Source organism: Polyangiaceae bacterium, assembly GCA_020633235.1.
Classification (GTDB): domain Bacteria; phylum Myxococcota_A; class Polyangia; order Polyangiales; family Polyangiaceae; genus JACKEA01.
Genome location: JACKEA010000008.1, coordinates 120,285 through 136,073 on the forward strand (window position 1 = coordinate 120,285; position 15,789 = coordinate 136,073).

Consider the following 15,789-nt stretch of genomic DNA (forward strand, 5'->3'; position numbering starts at 1 on the left):
CATCCGTTGCATCCGACAATCGCATGACGCTCGTTCGTTTGTTCGTGTTGCTGACCCTACTCGGCGTGGCCGCGTGCTCCGACTCCGGAGCGGACGAAGCAGCTCCTGGTAGCGGCGCCGCGGGGGGCGACGGCGGCGCGACGTCCGGCGGCGGATCGGGAGGGGCGTCGGGCTCCACGGCGAGCGGTGGAAACGCCGGCACGTCGTCCGGTGGCGCCGCCGGCAGCGGAAACAGCGGCGGCACGAGCCTGCTGGACGGAAACACGCTGACCCTCACGGGCGGCGACTTTGGACAGAAGAGCCCTCCCGGGCCCGTCGTGTTCGATCGCTTCGAGCAAGGGACGGCGGGCGCGACGATCGCCAAGTGCGAGATCGGCCCCAGCTGGCAAATCGACGGCGGCAATGTCAGCTACGACGCGACGCACGCGTTCAGCGGCACGCAGGCAGCGCTCGTCGATTGGACCGACGACACGACCTGGAGCAACTTCGCGTACGTCGGCAATCTGGACGCGACCGAGATCTACTACTCCTACCGTTTCTACAAGGAAGTGTACGGCGGCACCGACGTGGGCTGGAACTTCAAGCACGGAGCGATCTCGTCCAGCGATGTCGACGTGTACCACGGTACCTTGGAATACGTGAGCGTCGAGCTGGGCTCGGCCAAGGAGAAGCAGTCCTACACCATCGCCGGTGCCGGCGCCCAAGGCGACGCCGATCACACCTTCTACGCGGCGGACTCGGTGGCGTACTTTCCCGACGACGGTTGGCATCGCCTCGAGCACTACGTGAAGCTCTCCACGCCGGGCGGGACGGCGAACGGCAAGCGCTACTTCAAGGTCGACGGGAACGGAAACTTCACGTTCTCGGCGGTGCCGAATGGACACTACGCTTCGCCCTCCGGCGCGATTCCGCACACCGAATACGACGGCGACGACATCGTGACGCGCCCCGCGGGGGTCGACCTGACGCTCGAGAACGTTCTGTTGCCGTTCTACCTGCGGCCCGGATACTCCGCGCGTGGCTGGGTGGACGAAGTCTACATCGATCGCACGCAGGCGCGCGTCGAGCTTGGCGACGACGCCGACTGGTACAAGTGCACCCAGCGCTTTCCGCAACCCGCCACGAGCTGGTCTCCGAGCTCCATCGAAATCACGGTCAACGGCGGAACGTTCAGCGTTGGCGAAGCGGTGTACGCCTTCGTGGTCCGAGCCGACGGAACCATCGTCTCCCTGGGCCAAGTGGGGACCTGGGGCTCGTAGCGTTCGCAGGCGGGCGTTTTCCGCGGCGCACCAACATCCAGCTGCCCGAGGTGCATGAGCTTGTCGCCGCGGCGCGGAAACTCGAGGTCGCGCTTGTGCGTCGCGCGCCCGGCTCCTATCGTCGGCCAAGGTCACCCATGCCTTCGACCTCCCTCACCGCGCGCGTGCTCTGGATCGCCGCGGTCCTGGTCAGCGCCAAGGTGGCGAACGCCGAGCCGCCGAACGAGGCCGCGCCGGACCAGCCCCGGCAGCACGATGGCACCTATCTGCGTGTCGCCGGGGGCGGCGGCGTGCTCGGCATCGGCAGCAACGAGAGCGACACCCCCACGACGGACGTGTACGGCTCGGCGTTCACGCTGTCGCTGGACTACGGCCCCACGATCTTGCCGGGTCTCGCCAGCGGCATCGGTCTGAAGCTGGTGCACGCTCCGGAAGCCAAGGCGGATCCCGGCGGCCAGGAGATCCCTGCGACGCTGGTGCTCGGCGGCGCGTTCTTCGACTACTTCCCGGATCCGGGTGGTGGCTTTCACGTCGGTGGCCGCGTGGGGCCGGCGGTGTCCGCGCAGCGCAAGCACGAGGTGCACGCCGGGGCGGGCGCCGGCATCTTCGTGGGCTGGGATCAGTTCGTGTCGGACGATTGGTCCGTGGGTGCCCTCGTGCACGGCGGCACCGCCTTCGGCATCGGCGAGGACGAGACGCTGGTGGCGCGCACCGTCACCCTCGAGCTCAGCCTGCTCTGGAACTGAGGGCGATGAACGTCTGCAGCTTCTGCGGCAAGGGGGAGGACCAGGTGAGGCACCTGATCCGCGGGGGCGGGCGGGGCGACTTGCCCGTGGTGTTCATCTGCAACGAGTGCGTGGGCCTGTGCGGCCTCGCCGCCGCGGACGGCCCCGACGATCCACTGGATGCCGCGCGCTGGCAGCGCATCACGTTCGAGGGCGAACCCTACGAATGGCACGCCACGCCGGTGGAGGGCGAGCCTCAAACGCTTATCGTGGTACGCCGGCCCGCGTCCACGAAAACGGCGGGCACCACGGTTCCGGCGACGAGCTCCGTCACCACGGCCATGGTTCATGAGGCCCTGCGCGCGGTGCGGGATCGATTGTAGCTGCTATCGTAACCAGGTGCGCTGCGGTTGGCTCGTGCTCGCTTTCTTGGCTCTCGGTTGCGGGAGCGAGGATGCGCCCGCGAAAAATGCAGCTTGCGACAACGCATTCCTATGCGACGCACCGCTCCTGATCGCGCACCGCGGCGGTGGTCGACTCGCGCCGGAAGAGACGCTCCCCGCTTTCGACAACGCTGCTGCCTTGGGTGCGGACGTGTTGGAGCTCGACATCCACTCCACCAGCGACGGCGAGTTGGTGTGCTTGCACGACGACACGGTGGACCGCACGACCGACGGCAGCGGCAAGGTGCACGACCTCACGCTCTCCGAGCTTCGCGCCCTGGACGCGGGCTATCACTTCTCGCCGGACGGCGGCGCCAGCTTCCCTTGGCGTGGCATGGGCGTCACCGTTCCCTCCCTCCGGGAGGTGCTCCGGGCGCACCCGAAGGCGTGGGTCAGCATCGAGATCAAGCAGAGCACGCCGGACATCGTCGATCCGCTCCTCGCCCTCTTGGACGAAGAGCAGGCAGCGGGCCGCGTGGTGGTCGTGTCGTTCTTCGACGAGATCGTGCAAGAGGTGCGGCAGAAGCGGCCGGAGATCCTCACGGGCATGGCGCTTGGAGAGATGCTCACCTTGTACGCCGTGACGGACGAGACGGAAGCGAGCTACCAGCCTCCGACGCGGATCGTGCAACCCCCGAGCAACGTGGTGACGGCGGATCTCGTGGCCCGGGCGAACCGCCTGGGCCTACGGCTCCACGCCTGGACGGTGAATGATCGGCCCGAGATGGAAGCGCTCCTCGACTTGGGCGTGCACGGCGTCATGACCGACGATCCAGCGCTCCTTGGCGAGGTGATCGCCGAGCGCTGACGTCCCAGCTTGCACAAGTTGTCAGCCAAGTTGTGCAAGTCTTGCACAACTCGGCCAACAAGGGTCGTCCAGAACGCCGCGAAAGCAAGCGCACGGTCGGCGCGCTGCGACAGCATTCGTCACGGAGCTCCCGTCAGGGGCCCTAGCGGAAGCGCTTGGCCAGTTTCACCCGTGCAAGGCGGATGCTACGCTGTACGGAGTTCTCGAGGGGTGAAGGTACGACCATTGGAGGTGGACCGTGTGGCGACGGACAGCATGCGCGTTTCTTGCGTATGCGATTGCAGCGTGCGGCGGCAGTAGCACCAGCCCAGCTGGCAGCGGCGGCTCCGGCGTCGGCGGAACGGCCGCCGGCGGAGCTGTCGGTTCAGGTGGCGCCGCAGGTTCGGCGGCCACTGGGGGAGCCGGCATCGGGGGTGGGGGTACAGCTGCTACTGGAGGCAGTGGAGGGCTGGCCGGTAGCGGCGGCGTGGCGGGCAGTCCGGATTGCACCGCGAAGTGCGGCCTGCCCGGCTGCCCCGCTTGTTCCGGTCCCACCATGGTGTCGAACCAGGAGCCAGAAGGCGCCAAGTATCGCATCGACACCACGGAAGTGACCAACGCGCAGTACACCGAGTTCTTGAACGCCGCCGTACCCGTCGCGAATCAGCCGAGCGATTGCTCTTGGAATGACGACTACGCGCCAGACACGTCGGAGCCGGGGTGCACGGCCTCCCTCTTCAACCTCGGCACCCGAGCAACGTACCCCGTGGTGTGCGTCGATTGGTGCGATGCTCGCGCATACTGCGAATGGGCGGGAAAGCGGCTGTGCCTGAACGCCGGCGGCAAGCCTACGGACGGATTCCCCTCGGCCGAGTGGGTCTACGCCTGCAGCGCGAACGACACACAGACCTTCCCCTACGGCGATAGCTACGACACGAACGCTTGCAACGGTCAGGACCATGGGGTGAAGGGCTTGGTCCCCGTCGCCTCGCTGCCGTCTTGCGAGGGTGGCCTGCCGGGTTTGTTCGACATGTCCGGGAATGCCTATGAGTGGGAGGGCACGTGCAACGACCCTGGGCCTCTCGCCAACTGCAGTGCATCCGGCGGAAGCTACAAGTGGGATAACATCAACGGAAAGCTCCAGTGCATTCCGACGATTGGAGGGCAATCGCCCGCGCGAACGAGCCACTGGAATGACCTGGGATTCCGCTGTTGCGCGGACGCACTGCCATGAAGTCGTCGACACTGTTCTTCACCTCAGCGGTAGTGGCGCTGATTGCGATGACGCGCTGCGGTGGCAGGAGCACGTCGGACCGACCCACCGGTGAGGACTCGGGTTCGCCTTGTAGTGGTGGTGGGTGCGCGAGCTCCGATGCCAGTGCAGAAGGCGGCGTGCTGGACGCGGCGACCAGTGATGCGCTCGACGGATCGCTGGATGCACTGCACGACGGAGCGGGCGACGGACCGAGCGACGCCGCTTCGGAGCCCGCAGCCTGCTCGCCGTTGGATGGATCCGCTGGATCGTGTGATCCGTTGGCCCAGTGCGGCTGCCCCAACGACATGGCGTGTGGGCTTGCGCCGGCCTACAACGTCGAGTTGAAACCCGCGACCATCTGCCATCCCGCGGGCAGCGCGAAGCCCCAAAGCCATTGCAGCTCGAGTGATGACTGCGCAGCGGGCTACGAATGCGCTTGGGCAGCCTGCCGGCCCATCTGTGCTTCCGACGCGGATTGCGCGGGCAAGGCGCCGTACAACACGTGCCTTCACATCAAGTACACCGACACACTATGGGAACCGCCGGACATGGAAGGGCCCTACGGTGTCTGCCTGGCCGAATGTGATCCGGCGAATCCGAAGTATGCCAGCGGGGACTTCCTTGCCTGTGGAAAAGGGTTTCAGTGCCAACCGGTACCGCCCAACACGCTGGATGTCGTTCCGGGACAGACCATGTGCATGTACTGGAGCGACCAGCCGCGCCTGGGCGCTGGCCAGGCCTGTACGTATGACAACGACTGCGACCCGGGATTCGCGTGTAGGCCCATCACGCTGACGCCTCCGGATGACGGCGGCATCATGGTCGTCTGTCGGCGCTGGTGTCACGTGGGCGACAACAGCTGTGGCAGCAGCGCCTGTGAGCCGACCGGCCTGTTTGCGGGCGACGTAGAGCTCGGGCTCTGTCTGCCATGGTAGTCGAGCAACGCTGGCGCAGGTCCATCAGGCGGTTTCAGTCGTTGCGCCGGTTGCCCACAGAGGTGCGTCATGGCGAGGCATCCAGCATCTGTTTTGTCGGCTTTGAGCTCGTGCCACTGGATTGAGCGCTACGCGGCCCCTCGCAGCCCAACCGTCTGGACACCGGCGTGGCTGCGTCCGGACCCGCGTGCCCGATCGCGCCAAAAAGTGGGGATGAAACCGCGTGGCACGAAGCTCGCTATGTCGCGTGCATGCGCGTCGAAGCGGTAGCGGGACTCGGGCTGATGGCGTTGGCCGTGGCCTGCGGTGGCAAGAACGACGAGGCCTTGTTCGGCTCCCAGACGCCGCCGGGACCCACCGCCTCCGCTCCCGCGATCCAAACCGCGACCTGCGCGGGGCGCTGTGGTGGAGCGTCGGCGGACAAGTCCTGCGCGTGCGATGCCCAGTGTGCCGCGGCGGGGGATTGCTGCGCGGACTACGAAAGCGTGTGCGCCGCGCCGCCAGCGGCCAGCGGTGGTGCGGGCGGGGCCGGGGGCACAGGAGGCGAAAGCGCCGGCGGTGCGAGCGGGGGCAGCGCCGGGCAGCCGGGCTCCGGCGGCGCGCCGACGCTGCCAGAGAACGGAAGCTGCCAGGGGATGTGCGGCGGGGCAGCACCGGATCAGTCGTGTTGGTGCGACGCCGCGTGCACGGACTACGGCGATTGCTGCGGCGACTTCGCTGCGGCGTGCCCTGCCGGTGGCGTCGGCCCGAACACCGGCTGCACACCGGCCTTGTGTCAAAGCGGGATGCCCGCGTACGAGAACGGAAGCGAGTGCTACTGCGACGCCGCGTGCACGGATTACGGCGACTGTTGCAGCAACAAGCCGAGCGCGTGCAACTGAAGCTCAGGCTTGTCGGTCCGCCGCGGAAGCGTCCGGCACGGGTCGATCCACGATGCCGAGACGGCGCTCCACCGTCTTCTCGATGAACAACAGGTCTTCGCCCTGGGCGGAGACGAGTAGCGCCCGCCGCGAGCCGTCCTTCAACAGGGCCGTGAGCACGGAATGCTCGCGCGGCGGGTCGCGGTACGTCCCGCTCACCACGAAGAGCTGCTCGAGCTCCGCGCTGGCGACGGCCTTGGCCGGCCACAGCGGGAGCGGACCCGAGCGCACGCGTACTTCCGACTCGTCTGCGGTGACGATGGTGGTGTTCACCATGGACGCGAAGAGCACGTAGGAGAAGACGACAATGACGAAGCCGAGGATGGCGGCGTTCAGGTCGTGCAGATCGCCCCGCACGAACAGCACCACCACGCCGATCAGCACCGCCAGGTACATCACGCAGCCGCACCCTTCACGGCGCATGGCTCGGCTGGTGGGGAGTGTGATTCGGAGCGGCGCGCCGTCGTCGCCCGGCGCAATGCGATAACCCGCGGGTACCGGCCGGCGTCCGGGATCGAGCGTCACGTCCTCGGGGAGCTTTGCGTCCGGTGCCTCCAGCCGAGGGGGACGGGGAACCGACGGCGGCAGCTCGGTGCCGTCGGGCGCCGCGTAGGCGTCGAACAGCGTGTGGCAGGCGCGGCACTTGGCGATCATTCGCTGCGCGTCCACGTCCTGCGGCAAGATGTCCGCGCCGCAGCGCTTGCAGCGAAAGTCCACGACGTGATGCTACCGCGACGTGGCAGCGGTGTCCCCGGCGTCGTGCCGCGCGGTTTCCGCGGCGGACCGACATGAAAACAGAGTAGCTACTTGGCGAGCCGGTGCTCGCACACGGACCAGGGCGCCAGCTGCTCACCGAAGACGCAGTACAGGTAGCCTGGGGGATCCATGTCTTGCATGAGCACGCGCGCGTCGCCGTCGAAACGGAGCGTGCCCTTCTCGTTCTTGCCGCGGGCTAACGCGCGCTCCGGCGGCTTGCCGGTGAACTGGAGCTTCTCCGCCATGCCCAGCTGCACTTGGCGGTCCTGAACCCCCGGCGCGAGATCCCACAGGCGCCCTTCGTTCACCAGGAAGCGATCGAGCTTCACCTCGGCTTCCTGACTCTCGAGGGAGGCGATGAGCTCGCCGCTCTCGGTGTCGTACACGTCGAAGGTGGGATACGACTGCGCCACCAACAAGCGATTGTCGAGGAAGAAAGCGGTGAGCCAGTTCACGCCGAAGTGAACGTCGATGCGGTGGCGGACCTTCAGCGTGCTCGCATCGGCGATGACCAGACGAATGTCCTGATCCTTCTGGTCGGAGGTGTAGGCCGCGACCGTCTTGCCGTCGAAGCTTAGGATCGCGTTCTCGGTCCACGAATGCACGGTGGCAAAGGCGGGCTCGACGACCTTGCGCGGTGGCTTCGCCAGGGAGACAAGCGGGACGATGGCCGCGTGCTCCGAGCTCATCCAGCCGACGTTCACGGCCCGAAGCCGCGGCGGACCGACCGGCTTTCGCCGAGGCGCCCCGGAGAAGCGGTGCTTTTCGAGATCGACGTAGCGAATCGGTCCGCTGGAGCTGAGCGCTGCGCTCTGGGTGCCGCGCACCACGTGGATGCCGAGATCTTCAGGGCTCTTCAGTTTGCCGAGGGGAAGGCGCACGTTCGCGCTGCCGTCCAGGGCGAGCACATGCACCGCGAACGGTCCGCCCTTGGCCTGTCGGCGGACGAGCACCAGCTGATCGCGGTCGGCGTCCACGTCACAGGCCACCACGTCGCTCATGCGCGCGGTGACGCGGTCCGTGTCGCCGTCGATCACCAGCGCGTTACCCGTCTCGCAGTCGACCCAATAGCGCCCGCCGGCCACGCTGCGGGCGCGCTCCAACGGCCCACGCTGTAGCTCGAGCTTCTCGCTCAGCACGGGCTTTGGAGCGTCCACGCCGCTGAGCAGGGTGACGCCGTCCTCGTTGGCGGCAACCCCGCGCCCGCTCCGGAGCAGCGTGTGGCGCACCGCCGCTGGAAGCTCCGTGCCCTTGGCGGTGACGGACGCGTAGCCCCACGCGCTCGTGCGGTAGGCCACGACCAGCTGGCCCTTGTCGTTCGCGCTCACCGAGGGGGCGTACTCGCCCTCGCCCAACAGACGCACGGGCCGTCCGGTGAGGGGCGAGCCCGCGAGGCGGACCACGACGGCGTGGATCCGGCCGCTGGGCTCCGCTGCGGCGGTGACGACGATCGTCTGCGGATCGAGCACTGCCAGAACCTTCAGCGTGCGCAGCGCGACGGCGCGGGCGGGCGCCTGGTTCTTTCGCTCGAACGCGAGCAGCGCCGCGTCCAGTGCCCGCTGTCGAGCGCTGCCCTCGAGCGTCGCGCTCTTCTCGAGCAGGCGCTCCGCGAGCGCTCCATCGTCCTCCAGCGGCGCGTGCGCGAGCTTCTTGGCCAGAGCCTTGGTCTGCGCCGAGACGTCCGTGCGCGCGGCCACCCGGCGTGCCACCGTGCGGAGCTCCGAGCCCCACTGCATGTCCGAGAGCAGCGTCAGTCGCGCTTCGTCGAGCGTCTCGCTGCTGCAGCCGCCCTCTTGGCTGAGCTGCCAAGCTCGATCCAGCTCGCCGTCGCTGTCGAGCTCACGAATGCGTTCGGCGCGCTCGGCACAGGGATCCGCCGTCGGCGCGCTGACGGTGACCGGCGCCGGATCAGGCGGCGGTTTCGGCTCCGGCTTCTGCCCGCCACAGGCACTCAGCAAGCACAGCCCGATACCGAGCACCCGCCGCATGCCACCTTCTATCACGCTTTCATTCTTGTTGGTCCGCCGCGGAAGCGTCGAGCACCGTGCGCGCGTAGCGTCCTCTCACCCGCGAGCATTCGGAGAGCGGCACCAGACGCGAGTCCACTCGGCACGCGAGGCGCGGCTCGGCGTGGAGGCCCACGAGCTCCACGGCGCCGTCTGGATAGCGCACCACGGCGCCATCCTGGGCGAGCGGGCGCACCGTGGCGAGCCATCGTCCCGTGCCGGCGTCTTGGATCTCGACGTTGCCCGACAGCAACCGAAAGCGTCGACCCGGAGCGTAGGCTTGGTGTTCGGGATGGACGCCGCTCACGCGGCTCACCTCGAACGAGCGCAAGTCCCAGCTCCGGCCGGCTCCGGTCGCGGACCAGGGGCCCACGCCATCGAGCATCGCAGGCGTTCCTGGGTGTTCGCCCGGTTTCGATTGTGGTGCGCCGAGGCGTGCGCCGGACTTCACGTCGATGCGTGTGCTGGCTCCGTCGACCTCCGCTTCCAAGAGGCGATCGTGATCGCGGAACGCGAGCGAGAGGGTCAGGCCGTTGACGGTGTTCCGGGGCGTCGGAAACACGACGGTGTGTCGGGGGCGCAGCGTGCGAGCGCTCGCGATCACGAGGACGAGATCCTCGAGCGCTCCTCCGGGCTGATCCAGCCGCGCCTCGAACCACGCGAGCACTTGCTGATCGGCGCTCAGGGCGCGGTTGCAGTGGCTGGCGCCGAACACCACGGCGCTCGGCAGGACGATCCGGTCGCTGCTGGTCTGCGCGTGCAGCGGGACCGGGACCACCACCGCCTTGCCGCCGCCTCGCTCGAAGCACGACCAGCGGGTGCCCTTCGGCGGGCGGGGCAGAGCGCCGGACACGTTGAACAGCACCTCCGGCTCGCACGAGATGTCCTTGGCGTAGTCCGTGTAGGCGCACACGAAGCCGTCGTCGCTCAGCACGGCGCGCAGGAGATTGTAGGGCGGAGGTCGGATCAGCGGCCGCTCTTTGCCGACGCGGCGCTGCCGGCCGCTGGGCAACGAGAACGTGTGAGCCGTGCCGTCGTTGCCCAGAAACACGACGTGTCGCTCGTCGGCCGAGAACGCCAGGGCAAAGCTGTCGCGAAAACCGAGCTCGGCGTCGAGCACTCGGGCGTCGTCCTCCACGCGTCGAACGACGAACCGTCCCACCGCTGCGTGCTGCTCGTCCGGAGATCGGGTGAGCTGGAACGTGCCGACGTACTTGCCGCTCGCCGAGACTTCAGCGGCTCCGGACGTGTGCAGGATCCGTCCCTTGCCGAGCTCGATGAGATCCGAAGCTTCCTCTTGGGAGCGCAGCAGCAGCCGGTCGTCGCCGAGCCAGCGCGCGCTTTCCGCGAGGCCTTCGAGACGTTCGACCAGCGATAGATCTGTGGCGCTCAGCACCTCGGGAGGCTGTGACAGCCAAGCCACGCGCCGGCCATTGGGCGAGAGCTCGGCGCCGCCGCTGAACGGGCTCCAGTGCTCCTTTCCAGTGGAGGGCTGGAGCAGCAACGCGCCTTTCGGCGTGCCGTACACCGCGACCAGATCGCGGCCGAGCCGATCCATGCTCGATGCCCGAAACCAGCGATCGGAGCTGACGCGGATCCCGAGGTTGCCCTCGACGTCGTAGCTCTCCTCGCCGACCTCCGAGAGGAACGTGAGCACTCCCGTGTTTGGCGCTGCACTGGGCTTGCGCGGAATGCGTCGCGGCGTTTGCTGCGCGGCGGGCCTTGGTCGCTGCGGGGGTGTCGAGGTCACGCCGCAGCCTGTCGCGACGAAGATCGTCAGCGCCACCATCCGTGCCGAGGGGCTTGCCTCCGCTCGCTTTCGATAAGAACATCGTGGGATCATGAGAAGACTGCTGCTTCTGGTGGGGATGGCGTTGGCGGTGGTGGGTTGCGGTGGAGACGACGCTGCCGGAGGCAGTGGTGGCTCGGCGGGAAGCTCGGCAGCGGAGGCGTGGCCGGCGCCGCCGGCAGCGCAGGTGCGTCGAGCGTGGCACTGATCGACGAGGTGTTGAAGGACGCCTGCCCCGCCGGCAGCAAGGCTCCCGGAACCGGGGTGGCGCCCGGCACCGAGCTGCACAAAGCCACCCTCGACGATGATAGCGCCGTATGCAACGACGGCAGTCCCGCGATCATGTACGTGCGCCGCGCCGCCAACGCTGCCAGCGAGGGAGACTGGGTGATCTTCCTGCAAGCAGGCGGTGGCTGCTCCAGCTGGGAGGTTTGCCGAAACCGCTTTTGCAGCTACCAGACCAGCTACGACGCCGCGAAGATGACGTCCACGCTGGCGCCGGAGGTGGCATCGGCTTCCGGGCTCATGTCCCGCACGGCGAAGAACGCCTTCGGCAACGCGAACCAGGTCTACGTCTACTACTGCAGCTCGGACAATTGGCTGGGCCGCCGCGGAAACGTGGTGCTCGAAGATCCCAACGGCTCCGGTCCGTCCTTCCGACTGCACTTCCGCGGCTTTCAGATCGTAGAGGCCGTCGTGAAGGCGCTCATGGCCGGCGCCTCGTCCGACGACAAGGCGGAGACGCTGCCCAAGCTCGACACGGCGACGCGGGTGCTGTTCGGCGGAAGCTCTGCGGGCTCCACGGGCGCGACCCAGGCGCTGGATTGGTTTCGCGGACAGGTTCCCGGTGCGCAGGTCGTCGGCACCTTCGATTCGATCCTCGACCCGTTGCCCGAGGACGTGGACGACGCGACGATGCGCGAGAGCTGGCAAATCGGGATCCAGCATCGCTACGACGAAGCGTTTGTCGCCCTGTACGACGCCCACCTGGACGAGAGCTGTGTGGCGGCGCACGGCGGCGCCAGTCCCGAGCTGTGCAGCCTCGGATCTCACGTGCGCTTGAATCACGTGACCACGCCGTTCTTCGACCGCCAAGACCTGAGCGACCCCGTGCAGTTCGGCTACTTCAGCTCGGCGGGCGGCACCATGACGCAGCTGGTCGACGCCATCGAGAAGACCGCGAAGCGGCTGCCCGACATCAAGAACAGCGCTGAAGAAAAGAGCGAGATCGCACGGGCGCCCGGCGTGCACGTCAGCAACTGCGGGCAGCACATCGTCATGTTGAACGGTCCGTGGTTCGGTGTGGCGCAGAACGGCAACGCCACGGTGGAGCTATCCGGCAATCCGATCACGGTGCATGACGCCATGGTCTCGTGGATCGCCGGCAACCCGGTGGCGGCCATCGACACGAATCCATCGACCACCTCGAGCTGCGCGGCGACGACGTCGGATCAGTGAGCTTCGGCCTCGGCGGCGTCCAGCAGGGCCTTGGCGTAGGCCGGGTTGTGCACGCCGGCGGCGGGATCCTCGAGCACGCGCAGGACCTTTTCCAAGGCGCCGCTCGGGAGCGTACGGTTCGGCTCGGCGTGGGGCGGACGCTTCCCCAGGGGCGGGCCGCCGAGCTTTTCGTACAGGGCGCGGGCGCGGCCGAGCACGTCGGGCGTGGTCGGGACTCCGCCTTCGTGACAGCGCTGGGTACACGCCTTGGGCGACACCACGGTGAAGTCGTGGGTGTCGCCGCGAGGACGCAGAGCGCCGTGGCAGCCCACGCAGCCGAGCTCCGCGTGGGGCGGCTTCTCGCCCTTCGCACTGCCGAACACCAGCGTCGCCGCACTGGCGTCCGCGCCGTCGTGGCACGTCACGCACACGCGGCTCGTCGCCGCGCTCTCCGGCACTTCGAGCCCGGCACGTAGCGTCACCTTGCGCAGCAGCGTGACACCGACACTCGGGCCGTGAGCCGCGTGACACGTCGCGCAACCGAGGCCGATGGGCACGTCCGGAGCGAGCGGGTCGGGCTTGCGCAGCCCCTGTCGCTCCAGAAACCCTGCCGTCGTGTGGCAGCCACGGCACTCTACGCCGCGCCGCGCGTCGCCGTCGGCGTCCGCTCGCGCCATGCGGGTGCGCTGCCACGCCGCGACATGTCGATATTTCGGCGGCGCGTCGTGACACACCGCGCACACGTCACTGCGCAGCACGGCCCAGCGCGCGGACGGCTCCGGGATCGCCCCGGGGCCGTGGCACCCGGTGCACGTCACGCCGCCCAGTCGTCGGAGCGCGCGCGGCAGCGCATCCCAAGCGTCGCGCCCGATGCGGAAGTGCGTCGAGAAGCCGAGCTCGCGCCGTATGGCATCGAACCCGCCGTCGGCCAAGCCCGGCTCTCCCACCGTGTGGCACCCGAGGGTGCAGGAAGGATCGTGGTCCGGCAGCGCGCCCAGCACGCCGCGGTGAAACACGCTGGTCATCGCTGAGCCCTGCGCGGCCTCCGTCTCTTTCCGGTGGCACTCGCTGCGCCCGCAATCCAGCGGCGTTTCCGAGTGAAGGCCGGACATCACGACGAGGGCGTCGCCCTTCGCGTTGGCGAGCTCCCAGCGACCGCGAGCGTCCGGGCGAAAGGTGGACACCCGCGCGCGCTCTTCCACCTCTGCGCGGCCCAGCGGCGGCGCCTTCTGCACGTGCCAGGGGCCGCCGCCCAGGAGCACCCGGGTGCCCAGGGCCACGCTCGGAAGTCCCGCGCTGCGCGCCGCCGACGCCAGCTTCACTTCGACGTCGCTGCTCCCCGCGGCGCCCGTCCAATGCGCGCGGAACGCGTACGACCCACGCGTGCGCGGCGACAGCGGCACGATGCCGTCGGGCACCGGGGCCGCCAACGGGAGTGTTTTCCCGTGCAGCACGAAGCCGTTCTTCTCGACGCGGGTCGAGAGCTTGGCGCCCTCGGTCTGCGTCCATTCGATCTTGCCGGCCAGCGCTTCGCGGCAGCCCGGATTGAGGACGATGGTGAAGGGCGCGTCGAAGCCGACCTGCGCCGGGTCCTCTATTTGTGCCGTGAAGAGCTGGCGGACCTCGACGTCGGCGTTCGAGTGCTCCGACAGAATGACGGGACAGAGCCCGGGGGCGGAGAGCGTGAGAGATCCGTGCAGGGCGGTGCGATCGACGGCCAGGGCGACGCCGAAGGGCAGCACCCGCGCTTCGCGCACGGCGGCGGGCCACGCGACGCGCGTGAAATCGACGTCGTGCCCCGCCTTTTCGTGCAGCCAGAAGTGCACCAGCTCCGGCGGCGGTGCCGGGCGGCCGCAGGACAGGAAGAGCCCCGCCGCGGCGGCGAGCACGCGAGGCTTCCGCGCCGCCCCGACAATCGATCGAAGAAGACCGCTCATGGCGTCTTCCGGCAGCTGGCAAAGCTGCACTTCGAGCCCTCGCCACAGTCACGGTCCAGCCAGCACTCGGGCTTGGGCTTCTGCGGCAAGCAGTGGCCCGATACGCACTCGCTGCCGAACGGGCATCCCGCATCGCACGCGAAGCCCAGCGCTCCACGTCCGCCCGCCGTGCAGCTGCGACGCGCGTGACCGGGCTCGTAGTGGAAGCGACACGCCCAGGGTTCGGGGCCGGGGCGATCCGGAGCGAAGTCCACGCACACGCGCTCGCCCTCTTGGCCTCGGCGATCGCCGCACAGCCAGCCGACGTCCGGCGCGCCGGGGATCACGCCGGCGGGGCGACCTCCGCCGTGACATACGACCACACCGTCGAAGTCGGCGCACTCCCACTCGCCGTCGTCGGGCAGGCGCGGGATGCGCTGCGTGCACGCTTCCTTCGTGCAGCTGAAGGCGTCGCTCTGAAAGGCGCGATCCTCGCACTTGCGCGCGTAGCCGGAGCCCCAACAGCGGAAGCCCCGGGCCGTGGCCGCGCTGGGCATCGGCTGCGGCACGGAGACGATGCCCTGTTCCGTGAAGCACGCCCGCAGGGTGCCGACGTCGATGCAGTCGTCGCCCACGTCCTTGGGCGCCGGCGTGAGGAGCGCGCGCCCGTGCTCCACCTTCGTTTCCGAAGGTGCTTCGGGCCGGGAGCACCCGAGCAGCACGAGCGCTGCGATCCCGGCGCTTCGGCGCGACATCCTCCGAGCATGCCAGAGCTCTGGGTCAGCCGCCGAACTCCACGCCTGCGGCGAGGTAGAAGATGGGCGAGAAGGTGACGTCGGTCTGGTCGTTTCCACCCACAGGTTGGGAGATGAAACCCAGCTCGATGGGCACCCGAAGCGAGCTGCCCGTGGGGATGGACACCTCGAACAGACCACCAATGTCGAAGCCCTTGATGACGTCGAAGTCGTCGTCGCCCTCCGTGAGGTCGATCAGCTGGTAGCCGAAGGCGATGCCTGGCCGAAACTGGATGGCTTGCGGATCCCCGAAGCGCGCCTTGATGGTCGCACCCAACGTGGTGATCGCCGTGCTGAGGTCGTCTCCTCCGACGTCGAGGGAGGGTCGCGCATGAAGCAGGAATGCGCCGAGCGACAGCTTGGGAGCGACGATGCCGTCGATGCTGGCAAGGGCCAGCGGACCCATGGACGTGTCCAGGTTCCGATCCAATTCCTTCACGTACACCGACCCGGGAACGAGCACGCCGGCCTTCAGCCCTAGGCTCCAAGTAGGATCTGTTGGTGCTGCATAGGGCTGCTGGTAGCCGTAGCCCGCTTGCTGACCTTGCGGCTGCTGGCCGTAGCCTTGCGGCTGCTGGCCGTAGCCTTGCGGCTGCTGGCCGTAGGCCGGTTGCTGTTGCGGTTGTGCGTAGCCCTGCTGCGGCTGCCCGTAGGCAGGGGGTGCGGGTTGCGCCTGAGCGGCGACGGGGATGAGCAGGCACGTACAAGCGATTGCGGCGCATAGGGTCTTCATTCGGTTCCTCCGAGCCCTGGAGTTAGCAACCGAA

The 15,789-nt window shown here is 68.4% G+C and carries 15 protein-coding genes; 9 read left to right on the forward strand and 6 right to left on the reverse strand.

What is annotated here, in order from left to right:
- Nucleotides 1–23 precede the first annotated feature (23 nt).
- From H6717_36625 to H6717_36655, 7 genes are all read left to right on the forward strand, one after another.
- A complete protein-coding gene (locus H6717_36625; GenBank protein MCB9582621.1) occupies nucleotides 24–1,259 on the forward strand; it encodes a hypothetical protein in 1,236 nt (411 codons plus the stop codon).
- 137 nt (nucleotides 1,260–1,396) lie between these two features.
- A complete protein-coding gene (locus H6717_36630; GenBank protein ID MCB9582622.1) occupies nucleotides 1,397–2,005 on the forward strand; it encodes a hypothetical protein in 609 nt (202 codons plus the stop codon).
- Between the two features lie 5 nt (nucleotides 2,006–2,010).
- Nucleotides 2,011–2,367: a hypothetical protein gene (locus H6717_36635; GenBank protein MCB9582623.1), complete on the forward strand. Its 357-nt coding sequence runs from the start codon at nucleotides 2,011–2,013 to the stop codon at nucleotides 2,365–2,367.
- A 16-nt stretch (nucleotides 2,368–2,383) separates the two neighbouring features.
- Nucleotides 2,384–3,235 carry a glycerophosphodiester phosphodiesterase gene (locus H6717_36640; GenBank protein ID MCB9582624.1) on the forward strand — a complete coding sequence of 284 codons (852 nt, stop codon included), beginning with the start codon at nucleotides 2,384–2,386 and terminating at the stop codon, nucleotides 3,233–3,235.
- 466 nt (nucleotides 3,236–3,701) lie between these two features.
- The gene (locus H6717_36645; protein MCB9582625.1) at nucleotides 3,702–4,448 is read left to right on the forward strand and encodes an SUMF1/EgtB/PvdO family nonheme iron enzyme; all 747 of its coding nucleotides are present in this window, start codon (nucleotides 3,702–3,704) and stop codon (nucleotides 4,446–4,448) included.
- Nucleotides 4,445–5,404, forward strand: a complete 960-nt coding sequence (locus tag H6717_36650; GenBank protein MCB9582626.1) for a hypothetical protein — start codon at nucleotides 4,445–4,447, stop codon at nucleotides 5,402–5,404. The genes H6717_36645 and H6717_36650 overlap by 4 nt, the downstream gene beginning before the upstream one ends.
- Nucleotides 5,405–5,655: 251 nt before the next feature.
- Nucleotides 5,656–6,285, forward strand: coding sequence for a hypothetical protein (locus H6717_36655; GenBank protein MCB9582627.1), 630 nt, complete (start codon nucleotides 5,656–5,658; stop codon nucleotides 6,283–6,285).
- Nucleotides 6,286–6,288: 3 nt separating this feature from the next.
- On the opposite strand, the gene H6717_36660 is transcribed toward H6717_36655, so the two are convergent.
- The 3 genes from H6717_36660 to H6717_36670 form a co-directional block, all read right to left on the reverse strand.
- The gene (locus H6717_36660) at nucleotides 6,289–7,041 is read right to left on the reverse strand and encodes a hypothetical protein (GenBank protein ID MCB9582628.1); all 753 of its coding nucleotides are present in this window, start codon (nucleotides 7,039–7,041) and stop codon (nucleotides 6,289–6,291) included.
- Nucleotides 7,042–7,127: 86 nt separating this feature from the next.
- Complete coding sequence (locus H6717_36665) at nucleotides 7,128–9,068, reverse strand: hypothetical protein (protein MCB9582629.1); 1,941 nt, start codon at nucleotides 9,066–9,068, stop codon at nucleotides 7,128–7,130.
- Nucleotides 9,069–9,087: 19 nt separating this feature from the next.
- Entirely contained in the window at nucleotides 9,088–10,743 is a 1,656-nt protein-coding gene (locus H6717_36670) for a hypothetical protein (GenBank protein MCB9582630.1), read from the reverse strand.
- 184 nt (nucleotides 10,744–10,927) lie between these two features.
- Between H6717_36670 and H6717_36675 the strand changes: the two genes are divergently transcribed.
- Nucleotides 10,928–11,083: a hypothetical protein gene (locus H6717_36675; GenBank protein MCB9582631.1), complete on the forward strand. Its 156-nt coding sequence runs from the start codon at nucleotides 10,928–10,930 to the stop codon at nucleotides 11,081–11,083.
- Nucleotides 11,074–12,333: a hypothetical protein gene (locus H6717_36680; protein MCB9582632.1), complete on the forward strand. Its 1,260-nt coding sequence runs from the start codon at nucleotides 11,074–11,076 to the stop codon at nucleotides 12,331–12,333. The genes H6717_36675 and H6717_36680 overlap by 10 nt, the downstream gene beginning before the upstream one ends.
- On the opposite strand, the gene H6717_36685 is transcribed toward H6717_36680, so the two are convergent.
- The 3 genes from H6717_36685 to H6717_36695 are packed head-to-tail and all read right to left on the reverse strand — an operon-like array spanning nucleotide 12,327 to nucleotide 15,755.
- Complete coding sequence (locus H6717_36685) at nucleotides 12,327–14,249, reverse strand: hypothetical protein (GenBank protein MCB9582633.1); 1,923 nt, start codon at nucleotides 14,247–14,249, stop codon at nucleotides 12,327–12,329. The genes H6717_36680 and H6717_36685 overlap by 7 nt on opposite strands.
- Nucleotides 14,246–14,983 carry a hypothetical protein gene (locus tag H6717_36690; protein MCB9582634.1) on the reverse strand — a complete coding sequence of 246 codons (738 nt, stop codon included), beginning with the start codon at nucleotides 14,981–14,983 and terminating at the stop codon, nucleotides 14,246–14,248. The genes H6717_36685 and H6717_36690 overlap by 4 nt, the downstream gene beginning before the upstream one ends.
- A gap of 25 nt (nucleotides 14,984–15,008) precedes the next feature.
- Nucleotides 15,009–15,755, reverse strand: coding sequence for a hypothetical protein (locus tag H6717_36695; GenBank protein ID MCB9582635.1), 747 nt, complete (start codon nucleotides 15,753–15,755; stop codon nucleotides 15,009–15,011).
- Nucleotides 15,756–15,789 lie beyond the last annotated feature (34 nt).